Origin of the sequence: Vibrio sp. 10N.222.52.B12, from assembly GCF_002875385.1 — a bacterium.
In the GTDB taxonomy this organism is placed as follows: domain Bacteria; phylum Pseudomonadota; class Gammaproteobacteria; order Enterobacterales; family Vibrionaceae; genus Vibrio; species Vibrio jasicida.
The window spans coordinates 54,223-74,668 of sequence record NZ_MDAW01000117.1 but is presented as its reverse complement, the minus strand read 5'-3'; the positions used below and the strand labels follow the sequence as shown (position 1 = coordinate 74,668).

The window sequence follows — 20,446 nt, the reverse complement described above, 5'->3', positions numbered from 1 at the left end:
CGAGGTTAACACCTCGCTTTTTTGTTGGCTTGAAAACCCTGAGAAGGGCTTAGATGTTCTTCACTTCTAAGCCAGCAAGCTGATGCCAGTAACCGTTACATTGGCGGTCTTGGATTTTGCCTGGGTTAGTACCTTTCTCGTTTGAACGGAATTGGTCTAGTTCAGAGAAGGTACTGATACCGAGTGGGCTTAGACGAACCACATCAACCAAACCTTCCATGCTCGGGAGATCATTGACCAAGTTGTAGCAGTAACCCGATTGAGTCTGAATGCCATTTAGGTTGAAGACTTCTTGACCTTCTTGGCTGCTGACTTGGATACCTGTTGGGTACTTAATACAGCAGGTCTCGCAGTCGTCTTTGGCTTTGTTTTCTGCACGAGCGGTAAAGCAGCGTGCCGAGTAAGCCAGTGGCAGGTAACCATGGCTGAAAACTTCCACTTCAAACTTATTGCGAATACCTAGTTCGTCACATTGAACCAGCGTGTTGCTGAGCCACTCACGCGATAGCTCTACTGGCATACACCAGCGGGTCATGCCTTGTTTTAGGAACAAGTTAAGCGTGTGGGCGTTGTAAGTGTTAACCGCTGGGCCAACGACGAAAGGCACTTTGTGCTCAGAAGCCAGTTGAACCGCAGACACATCGTTAGCTTCAATCGCGAAGTCACCGTTGTCGATGTACTTTTTCATGATGTTGACTTCACTTGGCGCTTCTAATAGTGCCATCGTTGAAAGCACCACTTGTTTACCAGATGTAGACAGTTCTTTCGCAATATCAAACCAATGTGCAGGCTTCATTTCACGACGTTTTGAACACACGGTCTCACCTAGGTAGATGATGTCCGCAGAGCTTGATTTTGCTTGTTCGTAAAACGCTTCAACGTCTTGCTTTGGCCAGAAGTACAATAGTGGACCAAGTGCGTATTTCATTGAGTTATCCATCTTAACCTCTACTGCCATTTACGGTGGTAAGCACCAAGTGTGGTTTGCGTACCTTCCGATACGTTTGCCAACGCTGCATCCCAAGCCGCTTCAACTTGGTAAGCTTCTGGGTTTGCTTGGTAGCGATCAATCGCTGCACGCCACGTACGCGTTACTTGTTCTACGTAAGCAGGGCTACGTTGGCGACCTTCAATTTTTACGGAAGCCACATTTGCCGCAAACAGCTCAGGCAACATAGAAAGGGTGTTTAAACTGGTTGGCTCTTCCAGTGCGTGGTAGCGTTTTTTCTCGCCTTCAATTTCAGCTTCAAAACGACCTTTACACAAGGTTGGGTAGCCCGCGTTTTCACCGGCGCTGTAGCGATCGATCAGGATGTCGTTAAGACGAGATTCCAGACCGTTTTCTGTTTCTTGCCAGCGAACGTATTTCGCTGGAGAACACGCGCCCACGGTGTTTGGTGACTCGCCGGTCATGTAAGACGACAAGTAACAACGACCTTCTGACATGATGCACAAACTACCAAAAGCAAAGACTTCCAGCTCGACATCGCTGGTGATGTTGCGAGAAAGCTGTTTTACCTGATGGATAGACAATACGCGAGGCAGTACAACGCGCTTCACGTTGAAGTTTTGTTTGTAGAAATCAACAGCCGCAACGTTGGTCGCTGAGGCTTGCACAGATAAGTGCAATTCTAGTTCAGGGTATTTGCGAGCAGCGTATTCCAGAACCGCAATGTCAGCGACAATCAAAGCATCAACACCAAGAGCCACTGCGTTATCGACGGCATTTGTCCAGCGATCAAAGCCATTTGGATGGGCAAAGGTGTTGAGCGCAACGTGGATCTTTTTGTTGCGGTCATGAACGTATTGCACCGCTTTTTCTAGCTTCTTGCCGTTAAAGTTAAGACCAGCAAAGTGACGAGCGTTGGTGTCGTCTTTAAAGCCGATATAGACGGCGTCTGCACCGCAATCAATCGCGGTTTTTAGCGCAGGCAAGTTACCCGCAGGACACAAGAGTTCCATATGCTCACAATTTTAGAGAATAAAAAGGTGCCCGCATTTTATGAAGAATTATGAATAGCGAAATTGACCTAAGTTAGGTTTAGCTCAATAAAGTTGAGATTTACCCCTTGAGAGTAAGGGGTAACACTCAGATTTTGTTGCAGTTGAGATCAGTTCTTATGACGGCGGTTTTGCGCAAACAACTCTTCAACTTCGTGTTTAGGTTGAGGACGGTAAAAATGGAAGCCCTGAATCGAGTTACATTGCAGGTTCGATAGCAGTGTTGCTTGTTGGTGGGTTTCCACACCTTCGGCGACCACGGTCAAATCCAATGATTTACCAAGGTTGATGATGTTCTCAATCACTGTTACTTGTTTCGGGAGCGTATCGATGTCGTTGATAAACGCGCGGTCGATTTTTAGTTCATCGATGGGGAAGCGTGCTAAGTAGGAAAGGGAAGAGTAACCCGTACCGAAGTCATCAATAGACAATGCGAAACCCAGCTTTTTGATCGCATTAAGCATTTGCAGCGTGTGTTCGCTGTCGCTCATTACTGCACTTTCGGTGAGCTCGAAGGTAATACAACTTGGGTCAAGTTCGGTAGTGCGCAGCAGCTTTTCCATGTAGTCGATCAGTTGTGGGTTACCAAATTGCTCTGGAGAGAGGTTGATCGCCACGCGTCCCGGTAAGATGCCTTGCAGTTTCCAGCGCTTTACGGTGTTAAACACATCGCGCATTACCACACGACCAAGGTGTTCAATCAAGCCTGCACGTTCAGCTACGGGGATAAATGCGCCCGGGCTAATGTAACCTTCAACCGGATGCTTCCAACGTACTAACGCTTCGGCTCCGTTAATGCTGAAGTCGCGGGCGTTAACTTTCGGTTGGTACCAGACTTCCAAGCCGTTTTGCTGCAACGCTTTTTGTAGCTCGATCTCTAACCACAAACGCATCCGCGCTTCTTTGTTCATCTGATCGTTAAATTTAATCAAGCGGTTACGACCACGGTCCTTTGCTTCGTACATCGCGGTATCAGCGTTTTGTAGCAGAATGCGCGCGTCTTGCCCGTCTTCTGGGTAACGCACACTACCAATAGAACACGCAAGGCGCTTACTGAAATGGTGCAGATCGAAAGGTTGGTTAATCAGAGAAATAATGCGCTCAGATAAAATCTCCGCCATGCGAGTGTTTTCAGGCTCAGGCAGGATGATGCCAAACTCGTCGCCGCCTAAATGGCCAATAATTGCTTGGTTTGGCAAAGAACGCTTTAGACGAGCGGAAACCTCTTGAATCACTTTATCACCGATGTGATGGCCAAGTGAGTCATTGATATTCTTAAAGTTATCGATGTCGAGGTAGAAAACCAGCAACGGCGTCTGGCTCTTAATCAGTTGCTCTAATCGTTTAGTAAAGCCAAAGCGATTATACAGCTTGGTCAGTGAATCAATGTGTGCGTCTTCATTGGTGGCAGAAGAGAGTAGTTTTGGCGCATCATCAGCGTCTTGGATCAATATGATTTGGGACTCGCTACCAAGAATTGCCGTAGTATCCGCATGCAATTGGACTTTACGTTCAAATCCACAACGTGCGCTGGTTAAACAAACAAAGGGCTTTTCTGATAACAGCGTGCTGATGCGATGGGTGAAAACCTTTTTGCTGTTTTCATCAATGAACAAGCGAGTAAGCTCTTCACCCAGTAATTCGTGGGGAGAGTTTAACCCCAGTAAGCGAGCTGAAGCAGGGTTTGCAGAGATGATAATGTCATCTTCAACAAGCAATAAACCGTCAGGTAAGAGCTGGGTGAGCTTGGCAAACTTGCTTTCAGATTCTTCTAAAGAGCGAACCAGAATTTGTTTTTCTGATGTATCGACGGCATGAAAAACCACAAAGCGGATTTCGTTTTCTTCGTGAATCGGAGAAAGACTGAAGTGCAAACTGGTTTCGAGATCGGTTTCGTCGAGTGTGATTTCTGCTTCGACATGCTCGCCTTTGAAGGCACGCTGATAGTAGGGCGCGAGCTTTTTGTAGAACTGCTCTCCCAATACCTGACTGTCGTTAAGGCCGATGATTTCATCATGACCTAAGCCTGCAATGTCACAATAGCGATCACTTACCATTCGATAATTGTGTTTCTTATCAAGAATGGCAAAAAAGAAAGGGCTATTTGAGGTTAGCGTTGCAAACCAATGTTGTAATTGCTGGGAAGGCATTAAGGTGTTACCGATCTCCAATGAGCCTGATTATTCGTCCGTGTAATAAAAACGCTATTTTGATAACTATAACTTTGAACATACCGTTATTATAGCGTTTATCCACGACTTAGCGTCAATAATACACGTAAGGTCAAAAAAACGACGCTAAGGTTGGTAAAACTGCCTACTTCTAAAACAAACAGTTTTATTGATACATAACAGGTACTGGTATTACTCTATTGCGTAATATAAACGACCTTATGACAAAGTAACGGATAATTAGCGTGTTAAACAAGATTCGCAGTCAACTAGTAAAGAACGCAGCATCAATTTTGCGATCTCCAGTCCAGTTATTGCCACAAACTGTTCAGAAAAAAGCCTTGTTAGAAGGCCTAAAAATGGTGTTCAAAGAAGCCCTAGAAGATGGCGATTTTGAGTTCCTTGAAGACAAGTGGCTAAAAGTTGCGATTAAAGACTTGAACTTAGCATGGTATATCAGCTACCAAGATGAAAAGTTAGTGGTAGCAGAGAAACCGGTTCAGGAAGATGTGAGTTTTAGTGGTAACCTTAACGACCTAGTACTTATTGCTGGTCGTAAAGAAGACCCTGACACGCTGTTCTTCCAACGTCGCCTTTCTATTGAAGGTGACACCGAGCTTGGCTTGGAAGTGAAAAACCTGATGGACAGTGTCGACTTAGAGCAGTTACCAAAAGCAATGCAGGTTGCACTGAACCAACTGGCTGACTTTGTTCAAAAAGGCGTTCAAGCACCAGCACAAGAAACCGGAGTAGCGAATGCTTATTCGAACTGAAGCCCCTGCGGACATTCTGACCATTGACCGCCTATTGAAACATGCTTTCCCCACTGAGGCGGAAGCCAATCTAGTGATGCGCCTGCGTGAAAACGGCAAGCTCACTTTGTCGTTGGTAGCATGTACAGATGAAGGTGAAGTCATTGGTCACGCATTGTTTAGTCCTGTGACGCTAAACGGTGAAGATTTGTCTTGGCAAGGGCTTGCACCACTGGCGGTACATGAAGACTACCGTCGTCAAGGTATTGCGGCTGAAATGATTAAAGAAGGTTTCGATTCTTTACGTGATTTTGGTTACCCAGTCTGTGTGGTATTAGGTGAGCCAGAATACTACGCTCGTCAAGGTTTTGAAGCTGGTGAAGAGATGGGTTTTGACTGTGCATGGGAAGTTCCACAAGGTGCATTCCGTGTCGCTGAATTAGTAGAGGGCCAGTGTGATGGTCGTTCAGGTCGTATTGATTACTCACCAGAGTTTTCTGAGTTGTAGTTTGCCGTCTATCTACTCGACTTAGAGAAACAAAGCCCGCATTAAAAAGCGGGCTTTGTTGTCGATGCGCAAAGAGAAAGCGTGGATTAATCTTGCTCTTGGATACGTTTTTTGCCCCAAACCTCGATTTTGGCTTTTTTGCTCATACCAGCGGCATTCAGAGTCATGTTACCCCAGCTTTTGTATTCCATATCCAGACGCTTAAATTTAGCATCTTCAGATCCTGGTAGAGTCCATGCGCGCGTCGACATGCCCTTGGTTAAAGTGCCGACCATGGTCTTGAGTTTTTTTTCACTGCCATCAGTCATGGTCACTTTCATGTTCTTGATGCTCATGGTGCCTTGAGTACACTTGATTTTAATCTTGCTGAATTTACGATTTTTGAAAAGACCATTTGGCTCAACCGTATCAGTTTCCGTTTGAAAGTTTACGGTTTTTTCAGCGATCAGCTCCCAACCATCGTTGCTATCCTTAGCAAAAGTAGTAAAGCTGGTGGTCGCGACGAGCAATGTGATTGCGAATGATTGGAAAAGCTTCATAACACCTCTGACTTTAAATGCGAAATTTTGGTAGGATTGCCTCGTTCAAATAGGTGACAAAAGATGTCAATTAACGAGAAACAATATTTACATGAAATGGGGATCAGCACATGGGAGCTGACTCACCCAGAAAGATTGGAAGGCTATCAGTCGCCATTATTGGATTTGCAAAGTTCTTGTAAACTCCTATTGGTATCGCCAATGTGTCCTGAAAACGAGACAGCTTTGATGTTTGAGCGTGTATTGAAGAGCATTAAACTCTCGCTCGATGATGCGCTGTATTTAGAACCGAGCCGAGTATCTTCTTTAGGCGAGCACGAGTTGGAGTGGGTATGGTTTGCTGGGTGTGAAGTAGATGCAAGCGTTAATGCAAAACAACTGACTTCCCCACTACTGAAAGATATTGATGGCAACAACGAACAACGTCGCGCCTTGTGGCAGCAGATCTGTTCGTATTCGTAACGGAGCAAAAGCGTGACGATTCAAATTACGCCGATGGAAGCTAAACACTCAGATCAAGTTTGGCAAATTGAGCAGCAAGCACATTCTCACCCTTGGGCTGAATCACTGGTTCGAGATTTATCGAGTCGAGGTGCTTGTCATCATGTGATGACGGAAGATCATCAAGTATTGGGTTACTTTTATGCGCAGAATATTGTGGGTGAAGTGACCTTACTTAATATCGCGATAGCACCGCACCAACAAGGAAAAGGCTTAGGTCAGAAGCTTTTGGATGCTTTCCTTGAATACTGTGAACAAGCAAAAGCAGAGAGCGCTTGGTTGGAAGTGCGTGAAAGTAACCATCCAGCTATTCATATTTATGAACAAGCGGGCTTTAATGAAGTGGATCGTCGTTACAACTATTACCCTGCTAAAACGGGCAATGGCAAAGAAGATGCCATCATTATGAGTTACTTATTTTTGATTTAGTTTTTAGTCATTACGAATTACCTCATCAACACTTATGCTATAAATGCGTATCTGACTTCGAGGCTATTGAATATGTAATAATAATTTTTTGAATTTTTTACATCTCTTTGTGTGGAGCTAGTTTTCCATTGTTGGCGCTAGGGAATGTGAGCCCTAGGGAAAGAGAGGATGAACCGAGCAAATTGAGTTCATGTCTTTCCAGTTTGCTAGCATAGCGATAATAAGCGAGAATACCGCACAATATCGAATAGTAGATATGCTTGCCCATTTTGTGAGCATAAAAGTAATTTAGAAGATTAACTAATGTCAAATCCCCTTTTTTTAGGCGAAGTTTCTAAGCGTAGAACGTTCGCTATTATTTCTCACCCGGATGCGGGTAAAACCACCATTACTGAAAAAGTACTGTTATTCGGAAACGCAATCCAAAAAGCAGGTACGGTTAAAGGTCGTGGTAACGCACAACACGCAAAATCAGACTGGATGGAAATGGAAAAGGAACGTGGTATCTCAGTAACCACGTCTGTCATGCAGTTTCCTTTCAACGATTGTCTGGTTAACCTACTTGATACTCCTGGACACGAAGACTTCTCGGAAGATACATACCGTACACTTACGGCGGTGGACTCGTGTTTGATGGTTATCGACGCAGCGAAAGGTGTCGAGGATCGTACTCGTAAGCTGATGGAAGTTACTCGTTTGCGCGACACACCAATCGTAACTTTTATGAACAAACTTGACCGTGACGTTCGTGACCCAATGGAAGTATTGGACGAGGTTGAAAACGAACTTGGCATGATGTGTGCGCCAATTACCTGGCCAATCGGCTGTGGTAAAGAGTTTAAAGGCGTTTACCACATTCACCGTGACGAAACGATTCTGTACGAATCTGGCCACGGTCATGAGATCCAAGAAGTTCGTATCATCAAAGGCCTAGATAACCCTGAGCTTGACGAGAAAGTGGGTGAAAGCTTGGCAGCAAGCGTTCGTGAAGAGCTTGAACTTGTAATGGGCGCTTGCCCTGAGTTTGACCAAGAAGCGTTCCTAACGGGTGAGTTAACGCCAGTTTACTTCGGTACAGCACTAGGTAACTTCGGTGTAGATCATATGCTAGAAGGTCTGACTGAATGGGCTCCAGCACCGAAGACTCGTCAAGCGGTTGAACGTGACGTTGAAGCGACAGAAGACAAGTTCTCAGGTTTTGTATTCAAAATTCAAGCAAACATGGATCCAAAACACCGCGACCGTATCGCATTTATGCGTATCGTTTCGGGTACTTACACACAAGGCATGAAGATGAACCACGTTCGTCTAGGCAAGCAAGTGAGTATCTCGGATGCGGTTACCTTCATGGCGGGTGACCGCTCTCGTGCAGAACACGCTTACGCGGGTGACATCATTGGTCTTCACAACCACGGTACGATTCAAATTGGTGATACGTTCACTCAAGGTGAAGCGTTGAAGTTCTCAGGTATCCCAAACTTTGCACCGGAACTGTTCCGTCGTATTCGTCTAAAAGATCCATTGAAGCAGAAGCAGCTACTAAAAGGTCTGGTTCAGCTTTCTGAAGAAGGTGCGGTACAGGTATTCCGTCCACTACAAAACAACGATTTGATCGTTGGTGCGGTTGGTGTACTTCAGTTTGACGTGGTTGTGGCTCGCTTGAAGTCAGAATACAACGTTGAGGCAATCTACGAAGGCGTTAACGTGGCAACGGCGCGTTGGGTTGAGTGTGGTGATGCGAAGAAATTGGATGAGTTCCAGCGTAAGAACCAAACTAACCTAGCGTTGGATGGTGGCGATAACCTAACGTATATCGCACCAACCATGGTTAACTTAAACCTAGCGCGTGAACGTTTCCCTGATATCGATTTCCGTGCGACTCGTGAGCACTAATCGAATCTAACTCGCTTTATATTGCGTACTAGATCATAAGCCGCCGTTAGCTATACACTTAGCTAACGGCGGCTTTTTATTTGGCGCAACGCGAATTCTATTAGCTAAAAAGGGAGTGTGATGGACTGGTTTAAGAAAGGGCTCAAACGCTATGACGATTGGTGCAAAGAGATGGGGCTGACGCCTGATCAAAAGCGCAGTTGTGTGCCGTATAAACAAGACCCAGTTCATGAAGACGAGCCTGCTAAAAAAGCAGAGCAAGGGAAAGCAAATAATGAAACTGTTTGATACCCACTGCCATTTTGACTTTGACGTCTTTCAACAGGATTTTACTCACCAAGTCGACCTCGCTCGTGAGCAAGGGGTAGAGCGTATCTTGATTCCGTCTATCGGGCCGAGTAACTGGGCTCGTATTCAAGAGCTGGCCAATCAATACTCTCACCTTTATTACGCGCTGGGTTTTCATCCCTATTTTCTACAACAAGAGTTTGAGCAGTTTGTTCCTGAGCTCGAATCTCTGCTTTCCTCACGCAACCGACAATGCGTTGCGATAGGGGAGTGTGGTTTAGACTTTGCTATCAAGGTTCCCGCCGAGCTTCAAGAGCAGGCGCTCAAATTACAGTTCAAACTGGCAAAACGATTCGAACTACCCGTTATTTTACACAGCCGAAAAGCACACAATCGTCTCATCCAAATGGTCAAAGCTGCTAAGTTGCCGAAAGGTGGTGTGTTGCATGCTTTCTCTGGCAGTTATCAACAGGCGATGGAGTGGGTTCGATTAGGTTTTCTTATCGGAGTTGGGGGCACAATTACCTACCCAAGAGCGAACAAAACACGCGACGCGATTCAAAGGTTACCACTGCAACATCTTGTACTCGAAACCGATGCTCCAGATATGCCTATACTTGGCTATCAGGGCGAACCGAATCACCCTTCAAAACTCATTTATGTCTTAAATGAGCTGTCTGCGTTGCATATAGAAAACAAGCAATCGATTGCGTCTCAGCTATGGGAAAATAGCAATTCTGCCTTCTCTATATGTGAATAAAATCTAAAGATGGTGTTTAAAAGCGAAAACGTTTCCCTTCTTATTGTGAGATAACTCACAAACGAGAGTGAATCAATGATGAATCTTATAAGAAAGTGTGAGGGTGGCATTACTTTAATTGATTCGGGATGAGTATAATTGCCCCCGCTTTATAGCTCCATTTTGTAACACGCCAATAAATAACTTATAAGGAAGTCATAAACTATGAGCCTGTTTATGAGCCTAGTCGGTATGGTAGTGCTTCTTGCTATTGCATTTGCATTTTCTAATAACCGAAAAGCTATCAACTTTAGAACTGTGGGTGGCGCATTTGCTATCCAATTTATCCTAGGTGCATTTGTTCTTTACGTACCTTGGGGCCGTGATCTACTAAACGGTTTCTCTACTGGTGTATCTAACGTTATCAACTACGGTAACGATGGTTCATCTTTCCTATTCGGTGGTCTTGTTTCTGACAAGATGTTCGAAGTATTCGGCGGCGGCGGTTTCATCTTCGCATTCCGCGTTCTTCCTACACTGATCTTCTTCTCTGCACTGATTTCAGTTCTTTACTACATTGGCGTTATGCAGTGGGTTATCAAGATTCTTGGTGGTGCACTACAGAAAGCGCTTGGCACATCTCGTGCGGAATCAATGTCAGCAGCAGCTAACATTTTCGTAGGTCAAACAGAAGCGCCTCTAGTTGTTCGTCCGTTCGTTCCAAAAATGACTCAATCTGAGCTATTCGCGGTAATGTGTGGTGGTCTAGCGTCTGTTGCTGGTGGTGTACTAGCAGGTTACGCATCTATGGGTGTTCCACTAGAATACCTAGTAGCAGCATCATTCATGGCTGCACCAGGTGGTCTACTGTTCGCTAAGATTCTTCACCCAGAGACTGATAAGCCTCACGAAGATATCGAAGAAGCAATGGACGGTGGCGACGACAAACCAGCCAACGTAATCGACGCAGCAGCGGGCGGTGCGGCTTCTGGTCTACAACTTGCGCTAAACGTAGGTGCAATGCTAATCGCATTCGTTGGTTTGATTGCTCTAGTTAACGGTATGCTAGGTGGCATCGGTGGTTGGTTCGGTATGCCTGAACTAACACTAGAACTTATCCTAGGTTACGCGTTCTCTCCACTAGCATTCCTAATCGGTGTTCCATGGGACGAAGCAGTTGTTGCTGGTTCATTCATCGGTCAGAAACTAGTAATCAACGAATTTGTTGCATACTTGAACTTCACACCTTACCTAGGTGAAGGCGCTCAAGTTGTTGCAGCAACTGGTGAAGTAATGTCTGCTAAGACAACAGCTATCATCTCATTCGCACTATGTGGCTTCGCGAACCTTTCTTCTATCGCGATTCTACTTGGTGGTCTAGGTAGCCTTGCACCAAACCGTCGTTCAGATATCGCTCGCATGGGTATTAAAGCAGTTCTTGCTGGTACGTTGTCTAACCTAATGGCAGCGACTATTGCAGGCTTCTGCCTTAGCCTTGCAGCACTATAATTAGAATCGGTTCTTAATATATAGACGCCGTTTTAAATCATGCCCTGTAGCAAGAGATTGCTGCGGGGCATTTTTCGTTTTTCAGGCCTGAAAATTTTATCGTATGTAGGTCGATGCAATTCGCTTACGCAGTCGATGGAATAGGGGCTGGGAAATTTTGAGATACAAACCGTTTGCGCTCTATTTGGTGCTACAGTTTTGCGGTGAAACTCTATAATGTAGTAATCATGAAATGGTGGTTCTGACAACCACTTAATCACAGAGTGAATATTACATACTCGATGGGCAAATGAATTGCCCTCCAATATCAGTTCCCACAAGCGTTTTATTGTGTGATGTGATATTAAAGACACCGCAATCATAGATTGTTGTGCCATAGGCCAAACTGGTACTGTGCGGTGACAAGGATAGCAATTGGTATATGATTTTTCGCAGTATATGCCGAGTCTTCAGGGAACCAAGTCCGTTCATTAATAGACTGCTTAGCTAAAATCTCACGCTGTCTCTACTTGTTGATTATAGTTAGAGAAGTGATGTGAAGCTGAGTAGTGAATTTTTTGAATATTGATCGGAGATAGAAATGAGCGATTTAAAAGCAGCAGCGCTACGTGCACTGAAACTTATGGACCTTACTACGCTAAATGATGATGACACTGATGCAAAAGTGATCTCGCTATGTCATGACGCGAAAACTGCAGTAGGCAACACAGCTGCAATCTGTATTTACCCTCGCTTTATTCCTATTGCTAAGAAGACACTTCGTGAGCAAGGTACGCCAGAAGTTCGCATTGCGACTGTAACGAACTTCCCACACGGTAACGACGATATCGACATCGCTGTTGCTGAAACAAAAGCGGCGGTTGCTTACGGTGCAGACGAAGTAGACGTAGTTTTCCCATACCGCGCTCTAATGGCGGGTAACGAGAAAGTTGGCTTCGAACTAGTTAAGCAATGTAAAGAAGCTTGTGGTGATATCCTTCTTAAAGTGATCATCGAAACAGGTGAACTAAAAGAAGAAGCGCTAATCAAGAAAGCATCTCAAATCTGTATCGAAGCAGGTGCTGACTTCATTAAAACTTCAACTGGTAAAGTGCCAGTAAACGCAACACCAGAATACGCTCGCATGATGCTTGAAGTTATTCGTGATATGGGTGTTGCAGAATCTGTTGGTTTCAAACCAGCAGGTGGTGTGCGTACTGCTGAAGATGCAGCGTCATACCTAGCAATGGCTGATGAAATCCTTGGTGACAACTGGGTTGATGCTCGTCACTACCGTTTCGGTGCGTCTAGCCTGCTAACAAACCTACTAAATACATTAGAAGTATCGGACCAAGTCGCTGATCCAACAGCGTACTAATTCCAAAAAAAGCGTCTGAACGGTAGCACCAGCTTTGGTGCTACCAAACCTCTTCTATCCTACTTTTACCATGGCTCATTATGAGCTTGGGAGGCACTAATGTATTTACCACAAGAAATCATTCGTAAAAAACGTGACGGCGAAGTTCTAACAGCCGACGAAATCAACTTCTTTATTCAAGGCGTAGCAAACAACAGTGTATCTGAAGGCCAGATCGCCGCTTTTGCTATGACAATCTTCTTCAATGAAATGACGATGCCAGAGCGTATCGCACTAACCTGTGCAATGCGTGATTCAGGTATGGTTATCGATTGGAGCCACATGAATTTTGGTGGTCCAATTGTCGATAAGCACTCTACTGGTGGTGTGGGTGACGTGACTTCTCTAATGCTTGGTCCAATGGTGGCTGCATGCGGTGGTTTCGTACCTATGATCTCTGGTCGTGGTCTTGGCCATACGGGCGGTACGCTGGATAAGCTTGAGTCTATTCCTGGCTACAACATCACACCGACAAACGACGTATTTGGTCAAGTAACCAAAGACGCAGGTGTGGCAATTATCGGTCAAACGGGTGACCTAGCACCAGCGGATAAGCGCGTTTACGCGACTCGCGATATCACAGCGACAGTAGATAATATTTCACTGATCACGGCGTCGATTTTATCGAAGAAGCTTGCTGCAGGTCTTGAATCTCTAGTGATGGACGTAAAAGTAGGTTCTGGCGCATTCATGCCAACTTACGAAGCGTCTGAAGAGCTAGCAAAATCAATCGTAGCAGTAGCAAACGGTGCTGGTACTAAGACAACCGCTATCCTAACGGACATGAACCAAGTATTGGCCTCTTCTGCGGGTAACGCAGTGGAAGTACGCGAAGCGGTTCGTTTCCTAACAGGTGAATACCGTAACCCTCGTCTACTTGAAGTAACCATGGCTTCATGTGCTGAAATGTTAGTACTTGGCAAACTGGCTGAGAACACAGAAGACGCACGTGCGAAATTGATGGAAGCACTAGATAACGGCAAAGCGGCTGAGTGCTTCGGTAAGATGATCGCCGGTCTAGGTGGCCCAGCAGATTTCGTAGAAAACTACGATAATTACCTAGAGAAAGCGGAAATCATCAAACCAGTATACGCAACTGAAACGGGCGTTGTATCTGCGATGGATACTCGTGCAATCGGCATGGCTGTGGTTTCTATGGGCGGTGGTCGTCGTGTAGCAACAGACGAGATCGACTACGCGGTTGGTTTTGATAACTTCATTCGTTTAGGTGAAGTAGCGGACAGTGACAAGCCTTTAGCGGTGATCCATGCTCGCACAGAAGAGCAGTGGGAAGAAGCGGCAAAAGCGCTTCGCAGCGCAATTAAAGTAGGCGGTGAATACACACCAACGCCAGAGGTCTACCGCCAAATCCGTGCAGAAGATCTTTAATCGAACAAGTAATTACACAAGGCCTACTCAATCATAATTAGAAGCCGAGTGGGCCTAAGGAACGAGCAATGAAAAGAGCATTTATTTTAGTACTAGACTCATTCGGTATCGGCGAAACCGCTGATGCGAAGCAATTTGGTGACGTAGGTTCGGACACGCTTGGTCATATTGCTGACCAGTGTGAACAAGGCTTAGCAAACAACGATAAACGTGAAGGCGCGCTTCGTCTTCCAAACCTATCTAAACTGGGTTTGGCAATGGCACATAAAGAGTCAACAGGTCGTTTTGCTCCTGGTCTAGATGCAGACGCAGAGATCATCGGTGCGTACGGTCACGCAGCAGAGCTTTCTTCAGGTAAAGACACGCCGTCAGGTCACTGGGAAATCGCAGGTGTTCCTGTTCTGTTTGATTGGGGTTACTTCACTGACAAAGCGAACAGCTTCCCGAAAGAGCTGACTGACCGCATTCTTGAGCGTGCTGGTCTGGACGGTTTCCTAGGTAACTGCCACGCATCGGGAACTCAAGTTCTTGACGATCTGGGTGAAGAGCACATGAAGACTGGCAAGCCAATCTTCTATACATCAGCTGACTCTGTATTCCAAATCGCATGTCATGAAGAGACATTCGGTCTAGACCGCCTACTAGAGCTTTGCCAAATTGCACGTGAAGAGCTAGAAGATTACAACATCGGTCGTGTTATCGCGCGTCCATTCGTTGGTGCAGGTAAAGGTCAATTCGAGCGTACAGGTAACCGTCGTGACCTTTCTGTTGAGCCACCATCAGCAACGGTTCTACAGAAACTTGTTGAAGAGAAGCAAGGCAACGTGGTTTCTATCGGTAAGATTGCGGATATCTACGCAAACTGCGGTATCACGAAGAAAGTGAAAGCGACAGGTATCCCTGCCTTGTTCGAAGCAACACTAGAGCAAATCAAAGAAGCGGGTGACAATACGATCGTATTCACTAACTTCGTGGACTTCGATTCAGCTTACGGTCACCGTCGTGATGTAGCAGGTTACGCCGCGGCACTTGAGTACTTCGATGGTCGTATCAACGAAGTGCTGGATATTATGGAAGAAGACGATGTGCTTATCCTCACGGCAGATCACGGCTGTGACCCAACATGGCCAGGTACAGACCACACTCGTGAGCACATCCCAGTGATTGTTTACGGTAAGAAAGTACCAGCAGGTTCACTAGGCCGTCGTGACAGCTTTGCTGATATCGGTCAAACATTGGCAACGTACTTCGGTATTTCCCCAATGGATTACGGTAAGAACTTCCTATAATTATTTAGGTTTTGAAAACTAGGAGCATCATGCTCCTAGTTTTATGTTCGCAGCATGAAAATGTTGCTTGTCGGAAATGAGAATATTCTAGCCAAAACCGCCAACAGCAGCGCGGATCGCTAGAGACAGGTTAAGGAAAAGAAACATGGCAACTCCACATATCAACGCAGAAATGGGTGCTTTCGCAGACGTCGTTCTAATGCCGGGTGACCCACTACGTGCAAAATACATCGCAGAGACTTTCCTTGAAGATGTTGTTCAAGTGTGTGACGTTCGTAATATGTTTGGTTACACAGGCACTTACAAAGGCCGTAAGATCTCAGTAATGGGCCATGGTATGGGTATCCCATCTTGTTCAATCTACGTGACTGAGCTAATCAAAGACTTCGGCGTGAAGAAAGTGATCCGTGTAGGTAGCTGTGGCGCTGTGAACGAAGACATCAAAGTACGTGATGTTGTGATCGGTATGGGCGCATGTACAGACTCTAAAGTGAACCGCATTCGTTTCAAAGGTCATGACTTTGCCGCTATCGCTGACTACAAAATGGTTCGTGCAGCAGAAGAAGCAGCAAAAGCTCGCGGCGTAGATGTGAAAGTAGGTAACCTATTCTCTGCAGAGCTGTTCTACACGCCAGATCCAGAAATGTTCGACGTAATGGACAAGTACGGTATCGTAGGTGTGGAAATGGAAGCGGCAGGTATCTACGGCGTTGCAGCAGAGTACGGCGCGAAAGCTCTGACTATCTGTACTGTTTCTGACCACATCAAAACTGGCGAGCAAACCACATCTGAAGAGCGTCAAAATACGTTCAACGATATGATGTTGATTGCGCTTGATTCAGTACTACTAGGCGATGAAGAGTAAGACGAAGGGATAGCGTTCTTTTCGCTTTAAAGCATTACAAAAACAGCCCGCATTGTGCGGGCTGTTTTTTTATCCGAGATCGAATGAGAGCTACTTTGTCAGTAACAGGTTTTCACCTTTTTTACGGCGGATTGGTTGTCTGCGTAAAATCATAATGAACAGCATGCCGCACACAAAGCTCATCAGAACCATCATGTACATGTAGCGATCACTCTTGCGGTAATGGTGATCAGAGATCGCTGTTACACGACCTGTTTCAAAGGTCACGCGAACAAAACCAATCACAGCGCCATCAGCCGATACGGGCTCGACCAATTGTTGGCGCCCGATAGAGGCTGTCGCCAGCGGTGTATCTAATCCTAGCACTTCACGTACCGAAAGCGCCTCTTCACTGGAAGCCAAACGTACACCTTGCGCATCATAGATGGTGGCATCAAATACTAAACGGTCTTGCGCAAGTTGGTTGGTTAACTTAAGTAGACTTTCTTGATCTTTATTTATGATCATTTCACTAGCGGATAACGACGCTTGCGAAATCAAAACTTTTGTCAGTGTTTCAAGCTGCTGTGCTTGAATCTTCTCGTTGTCCTTACTTATCACGACACTGTTTTTTATGGTGATAAATAGCATCACGCATAGCAGGATCAGCGCTAGGATTCGTAGGGCATTCCTCACTGAGAACAGGGATTCACTCATGCTGTTTACTCGTCCATTCAAAACAAAACAAAGACTTGCCTTTTTAGCTTGTTGAGGTAACGTTTTAGCAAAGTCACAAGGGATTATATACATGGACGCGTCAAAAAGCTTGCCTATCAGAAGGCATACGACTCTTTTAAAACGACTACCCGAAACTCGCTTTGCCACCCAGCTTGATAAAGCCAAGGCTAACTGGATTGTGTTTGGTGAACATCTTGAGCCCCGTAACTTCGAAGACATCGATTTTTTTACTGGTTTCTACAATCCAATCTTAGACACTTGGAAAGTTGGGCAGTATGAAGTTGCATTGATGGCTGGGCAACTCACTCCAGAGCACGAAATCATTTTGAAGAACCTTAACCTTGATTATGCGTCGCTTAATGAAGTGCCGGATCTCTCTACGCCAGGGCTGGTGGTTTTCGATATGGATTCGACGGCGATTCAAATCGAGTGTATTGATGAAATCGCTAAGCTGGCAGGCGTTGGTGAAGAAGTGGCAGAAGTCACCGAACGAGCCATGCAAGGGGAGTTGGATTTCGAACAAAGTTTGCGTCAGCGCGTGGGTAAACTGAAAGGTTCCGATGAAGCGATTTTGGAACAAGTACGTAGCCAACTGCCATTTATGCCTGACTTTGAAGCGCTGATTGCGACCTTTAAAGCATTAGGTTGGAAGACGGCGATTGCTTCCGGTGGCTTTACTTATTTTTCTGATTTCATCAAAGACAAAGTTGGCTTGGACTTTGCTCAATCGAACCAATTGGAAATTATCGATGGCAAGTTGACCGGTCAGGTACTTGGCGATGTTGTCTCTGCACAAACAAAAGCGGATATCTTGGTTGAACTTGCAGAAGAGTATGACATTGAACAACACAATACAGTGGCCGTAGGCGATGGAGCTAATGACTTGGTGATGATGTCTGCAGCAGGGCTAGGTATTGCTTATCATGCGAAACCAAAGGTAGAACAACAAGCGCAGACATCAGTTCGATTTGCGGGGCTCGGTGGAGTGTTATGCATTCTGTCAGGCGCTTTGGTTAAGCAACAGAAAATCAGCTGGCAAGCAAAGCCATAAGCTCAAGGTTTAAGACCGACCAATAGAAAACACCGCCTATAGTTGGCGGTGTTTCTTTATTCGGTGAGTTCAAGCCTGACGACGACCTCTTCCGTGATGTCTTCAAACTCACTGTAACCGACGAGAGCAGTCAGTTCTTTTTCTAACTTGCTGGCTTGATGGACACCAAATTGAGTCAGGTCGCTCAAATCTTGGCGCAGCAAAGAGGTCATTGGATCAAAGATCGGCGCGGTTGAAATACGTGTGGCGTAGAACTCGCCCATCATGCGCGCTTTCTTAATAAATTGAATGCGCTCTTTCACACTGGTGAAATCTTGGTGCAGTTTAGACTCGAGGCCCGTGATCTTGCTGCCTACCTTCATCAGGCTGATATAAATGTCTTGATGTCTTGCTTGTGCGCCATCGATACGCTTGATGGGGTCGGCAATCAATGTGCTGGAGCGACCCTTAAACAGAGGTTCTAGCGAGAACAGTTGATTGTGGCCCAAGCGAGCGTACAACTCGATGTGTTTTGGAAGTGGGAAGTTCACCCCTATCACTGGTGTTTTAACCGAAGAGGTGGCACTTTTACTAATAAAGATCGGAGTACTCAAGGTACGAGAAAGTAACACGCTGTGCAGCCTTTCTAGCAGTGGGTTACTTGGTAGCACCTCTTTTTGTTGAATGAGTTTGTCTTGGTTGTGTTCAATAATGCTATTAAAGAAAGCAATCACACGCATGGTTTTGCTGTCTTCGTCTATCACCATTTGCACACTGCGGCCATCAGGACTCACTCGAATAATACGATAAGGTACCTCGGATAGGGGCAGTTTCTTATCGTAGAGCTGCAACTCACGGAAATTGATGTGAACCTCTTGCCCTGAACGCAGCGCAGTAGGTTCATCTAACCTGATGCCCAAGCCACGTTTGGAAATATCCATGGTGAAACCAGCGGCTTTTAGGTTGCCAGCATCCAATACCAACGGCGTTTTGAAACGGTAGCGAGGTTCCTTGCGACGTGATTGCGCATCGAAATAGATACCTTTAGGACTACCAATGATCTTCCTCGGCTGACGAAATGAATTTAATGTGTTCGCAGGAACACGAGGTTTCTCCGTCAGTAGGTAATCTTGACCGGATTTATCATCAGCGATCTCTTGCAAAATACCGACATGTGTTAGTCTTTGTGAGCTTTCAGCAAGCTCAGAAGAGAACGCTGCAAGGTCATTTTTCTCTTGTTCAGAGAGTTCAAAAATTGAAATACGGAACGCACGCCAACTTGAACGTTTTGCACCTAAGTGCCAAAACAGTTGGCGTTGTTCTCTAGTCGCTTCTGGACGGAGCATTGAATAGAAGTAGGTTTTATTTTCATGCTCATGGGTAAAGGAATAAAGCACATTGGTTGTTCCTTTAACTCCTGGCGTAATAAGCGATGCCATTCTTTGCTCATGGAACAACGAACCAAATACTTGCTGATTACGTTCATCGTGCCAGTACTGCCATAACTTTTGGTTATTTGGCGTTAACATGGCTAACTTAAGTTCGCTACCTTCGAAGAACAGAGGTAGATTGCTCGTGTGCTTGAGAGCAATGTGTTCGTAACCACGAGTTCGAGCGCGAATGATTTTATCTTGGTTGTCATGACGAGCTCGTTTTGCTGCACTGTTTAGTGCTTCGTCAATCACACGAGCGATGATGTTGGTTTCCGTCAGGCGAATCGTTCTTAGGTAGCGAATCGAGTCATTTTCATAACAATCATCTACGGCCAGAACACGATAGGTCATTGGCTTTTCAATGCCAGCGACCTGAGACTTGCTCGCAAACTCAGTAAAAGTCACCTGAATGACTTCTCCCAGACTGTATTTAAAAGCGCTAGGGACTTTGAATTTCGCCCCCGAACAAGAAAGGTCGATGCTCAACCCATGGATCACTTGTTCTTTTGAACGAACGATTTCCACTTGGGACTGTACTTTTAAACGCTTCTCTTGACGTTTTAGGTCATACCCAAGGTGCACAGGCTCTGCAAGAAAAGGGCTTTTCGGATCGGTCAGCGATCGTTCTTCACTCTTACCATTATTTTTGCTCATCACACGGAAGTTATTGCGTGTGTTGACCAAAGCCTCCCACATGCCCTCGGTGTAAACACCGTACTTTTTCAGGTTCTTGTGGTAAGCGTTAAAGGCGACATCATCCAGCCAATGTGGAATGCCATCTAATAAGTATTCACGACATTCACCTTTCACTCGACCTCGCAAATCAATGCTCTTTTTACAAGGAGCCATGACACGGTTGAGCTCCATCTTTACTAGAATTTTGGCCGATGGTGGCTCTCCTTCAGTCAATTGACCCAGGACGAAATCAAAGTCATCAGCGCCATAAACAGGGATGAGGCGTTCTGCGAGCGAGAGAATTTCAGATTGCTGCATTATT

Annotated in this window: 19 protein-coding genes; 13 read left to right on the top strand and 6 right to left on the bottom strand. The window is 45.6% G+C overall.

The window, feature by feature from the left end; all coding sequences use genetic code 11:
• Positions 1–49 precede the first annotated feature (49 nt).
• From BCT11_RS12815 to BCT11_RS12805, 3 genes are all read right to left on the bottom strand, one after another.
• Complete coding sequence (locus BCT11_RS12815; RefSeq protein WP_181137163.1) at positions 50–928, bottom strand: U32 family peptidase; 879 nt, start codon at positions 926–928, stop codon at positions 50–52.
• Between the two features lie 20 nt (positions 929–948).
• Positions 949–1,962 carry a peptidase U32 family protein gene (locus BCT11_RS12810; RefSeq protein WP_102388477.1) on the bottom strand — a complete coding sequence of 338 codons (1,014 nt, stop codon included), beginning with the start codon at positions 1,960–1,962 and terminating at the stop codon, positions 949–951.
• A gap of 149 nt (positions 1,963–2,111) precedes the next feature.
• On the bottom strand, positions 2,112–4,151 hold the full coding sequence (locus BCT11_RS12805; protein WP_038865896.1) for an EAL domain-containing protein: 2,040 nt from the start codon (positions 4,149–4,151) through the stop codon (positions 2,112–2,114).
• A 266-nt stretch (positions 4,152–4,417) separates the two neighbouring features.
• Here BCT11_RS12805 and BCT11_RS12800 point away from each other — a divergent pair, with 266 nt between their 5' ends.
• On the top strand, positions 4,418–4,945 hold the full coding sequence (locus tag BCT11_RS12800) for an SCP2 domain-containing protein (RefSeq protein WP_005431915.1): 528 nt from the start codon (positions 4,418–4,420) through the stop codon (positions 4,943–4,945).
• Positions 4,929–5,432, top strand: a complete 504-nt coding sequence (locus BCT11_RS12795; protein WP_038865898.1) for an N-acetyltransferase — start codon at positions 4,929–4,931, stop codon at positions 5,430–5,432. Before BCT11_RS12800 ends, BCT11_RS12795 begins: the two co-directional genes overlap by 17 nt.
• Positions 5,433–5,518: 86 nt before the next feature.
• Here the strand turns inward: BCT11_RS12795 and BCT11_RS12790 are convergent, their stop codons facing one another.
• Positions 5,519–5,971: a hypothetical protein gene (locus tag BCT11_RS12790; RefSeq protein WP_042603165.1), complete on the bottom strand. Its 453-nt coding sequence runs from the start codon at positions 5,969–5,971 to the stop codon at positions 5,519–5,521.
• Between the two features lie 63 nt (positions 5,972–6,034).
• Here BCT11_RS12790 and BCT11_RS12785 point away from each other — a divergent pair, with 63 nt between their 5' ends.
• From BCT11_RS12785 to deoD, 10 genes are all read left to right on the top strand, one after another.
• Positions 6,035–6,433: a DNA polymerase III subunit psi gene (locus tag BCT11_RS12785; RefSeq protein WP_039976184.1), complete on the top strand. Its 399-nt coding sequence runs from the start codon at positions 6,035–6,037 to the stop codon at positions 6,431–6,433.
• A 12-nt stretch (positions 6,434–6,445) separates the two neighbouring features.
• Complete coding sequence (gene rimI, locus BCT11_RS12780; RefSeq protein ID WP_038865902.1) at positions 6,446–6,901, top strand: ribosomal protein S18-alanine N-acetyltransferase; 456 nt, start codon at positions 6,446–6,448, stop codon at positions 6,899–6,901.
• Between the two features lie 303 nt (positions 6,902–7,204).
• Positions 7,205–8,794: a peptide chain release factor 3 gene (gene prfC, locus BCT11_RS12775; RefSeq protein WP_038865904.1), complete on the top strand. Its 1,590-nt coding sequence runs from the start codon at positions 7,205–7,207 to the stop codon at positions 8,792–8,794.
• Positions 8,795–8,914: 120 nt separating this feature from the next.
• Complete coding sequence (locus tag BCT11_RS28060) at positions 8,915–9,082, top strand: DUF5363 family protein (RefSeq protein ID WP_157939363.1); 168 nt, start codon at positions 8,915–8,917, stop codon at positions 9,080–9,082.
• A complete protein-coding gene (locus BCT11_RS12770; protein WP_039976182.1) occupies positions 9,069–9,842 on the top strand; it encodes a TatD family hydrolase in 774 nt (257 codons plus the stop codon). The genes BCT11_RS28060 and BCT11_RS12770 overlap by 14 nt, the downstream gene beginning before the upstream one ends.
• Before the next feature lie 204 nt (positions 9,843–10,046).
• Entirely contained in the window at positions 10,047–11,330 is a 1,284-nt protein-coding gene (locus tag BCT11_RS12765) for a NupC/NupG family nucleoside CNT transporter (RefSeq protein ID WP_038865906.1), read from the top strand.
• A gap of 580 nt (positions 11,331–11,910) precedes the next feature.
• On the top strand, positions 11,911–12,687 hold the full coding sequence (gene deoC, locus BCT11_RS12760; protein WP_102388476.1) for a deoxyribose-phosphate aldolase: 777 nt from the start codon (positions 11,911–11,913) through the stop codon (positions 12,685–12,687).
• 99 nt (positions 12,688–12,786) lie between these two features.
• Positions 12,787–14,115: a thymidine phosphorylase gene (deoA, locus tag BCT11_RS12755; RefSeq protein ID WP_038865909.1), complete on the top strand. Its 1,329-nt coding sequence runs from the start codon at positions 12,787–12,789 to the stop codon at positions 14,113–14,115.
• 68 nt (positions 14,116–14,183) lie between these two features.
• Positions 14,184–15,404, top strand: a complete 1,221-nt coding sequence (locus tag BCT11_RS12750) for a phosphopentomutase (RefSeq protein WP_039976179.1) — start codon at positions 14,184–14,186, stop codon at positions 15,402–15,404.
• A 145-nt stretch (positions 15,405–15,549) separates the two neighbouring features.
• A complete protein-coding gene (deoD, locus tag BCT11_RS12745) occupies positions 15,550–16,269 on the top strand; it encodes a purine-nucleoside phosphorylase (RefSeq protein WP_038865914.1) in 720 nt (239 codons plus the stop codon).
• 90 nt (positions 16,270–16,359) lie between these two features.
• On the opposite strand, the gene BCT11_RS12740 is transcribed toward deoD, so the two are convergent.
• Complete coding sequence (locus BCT11_RS12740) at positions 16,360–16,965, bottom strand: YtjB family periplasmic protein (protein ID WP_102388475.1); 606 nt, start codon at positions 16,963–16,965, stop codon at positions 16,360–16,362.
• A gap of 91 nt (positions 16,966–17,056) precedes the next feature.
• Between BCT11_RS12740 and serB the strand changes: the two genes are divergently transcribed.
• Positions 17,057–18,037, top strand: coding sequence for a phosphoserine phosphatase (gene serB, locus BCT11_RS12735; RefSeq protein ID WP_039976178.1), 981 nt, complete (start codon positions 17,057–17,059; stop codon positions 18,035–18,037).
• 56 nt (positions 18,038–18,093) lie between these two features.
• Here the strand turns inward: serB and BCT11_RS12730 are convergent, their stop codons facing one another.
• Complete coding sequence (locus BCT11_RS12730; protein ID WP_102388474.1) at positions 18,094–20,442, bottom strand: PilZ domain-containing protein; 2,349 nt, start codon at positions 20,440–20,442, stop codon at positions 18,094–18,096.
• Between the last annotated feature and the right edge of the window lie 4 nt (positions 20,443–20,446).

What these genes read in the sequence shown, in the direction of transcription:
- BCT11_RS12730 (WP_102388474.1), bottom strand. Translation starts at nt 20,442, where the DNA reads ATGCAGCAATCTGAAATTCTCTCGCTCGCAGAACGCCTCATCCCTGTT.
- BCT11_RS12805 (WP_038865896.1), bottom strand. Translation starts at nt 4,151, where the DNA reads ATGCCTTCCCAGCAATTACAACATTGGTTTGCAACGCTAACCTCAAAT.
- BCT11_RS28060 (WP_157939363.1), top strand. Translation starts at nt 8,915, where the DNA reads ATGGACTGGTTTAAGAAAGGGCTCAAACGCTATGACGATTGGTGCAAA.
- deoC (WP_102388476.1), top strand. Translation starts at nt 11,911, where the DNA reads ATGAGCGATTTAAAAGCAGCAGCGCTACGTGCACTGAAACTTATGGAC.
- BCT11_RS12795 (WP_038865898.1), top strand. Translation starts at nt 4,929, where the DNA reads ATGCTTATTCGAACTGAAGCCCCTGCGGACATTCTGACCATTGACCGC.
- BCT11_RS12750 (WP_039976179.1), top strand. Translation starts at nt 14,184, where the DNA reads ATGAAAAGAGCATTTATTTTAGTACTAGACTCATTCGGTATCGGCGAA.
- BCT11_RS12790 (WP_042603165.1), bottom strand. Translation starts at nt 5,971, where the DNA reads ATGAAGCTTTTCCAATCATTCGCAATCACATTGCTCGTCGCGACCACC.
- BCT11_RS12765 (WP_038865906.1), top strand. Translation starts at nt 10,047, where the DNA reads ATGAGCCTGTTTATGAGCCTAGTCGGTATGGTAGTGCTTCTTGCTATT.
- BCT11_RS12815 (WP_181137163.1), bottom strand. Translation starts at nt 928, where the DNA reads ATGAAATACGCACTTGGTCCACTATTGTACTTCTGGCCAAAGCAAGAC.
- deoA (WP_038865909.1), top strand. Translation starts at nt 12,787, where the DNA reads ATGTATTTACCACAAGAAATCATTCGTAAAAAACGTGACGGCGAAGTT.
- deoD (WP_038865914.1), top strand. Translation starts at nt 15,550, where the DNA reads ATGGCAACTCCACATATCAACGCAGAAATGGGTGCTTTCGCAGACGTC.
- BCT11_RS12785 (WP_039976184.1), top strand. Translation starts at nt 6,035, where the DNA reads ATGTCAATTAACGAGAAACAATATTTACATGAAATGGGGATCAGCACA.
- BCT11_RS12740 (WP_102388475.1), bottom strand. Translation starts at nt 16,965, where the DNA reads ATGAGTGAATCCCTGTTCTCAGTGAGGAATGCCCTACGAATCCTAGCG.
- prfC (WP_038865904.1), top strand. Translation starts at nt 7,205, where the DNA reads ATGTCAAATCCCCTTTTTTTAGGCGAAGTTTCTAAGCGTAGAACGTTC.
- serB (WP_039976178.1), top strand. Translation starts at nt 17,057, where the DNA reads ATGGACGCGTCAAAAAGCTTGCCTATCAGAAGGCATACGACTCTTTTA.
- BCT11_RS12810 (WP_102388477.1), bottom strand. Translation starts at nt 1,962, where the DNA reads ATGGAACTCTTGTGTCCTGCGGGTAACTTGCCTGCGCTAAAAACCGCG.
- BCT11_RS12770 (WP_039976182.1), top strand. Translation starts at nt 9,069, where the DNA reads ATGAAACTGTTTGATACCCACTGCCATTTTGACTTTGACGTCTTTCAA.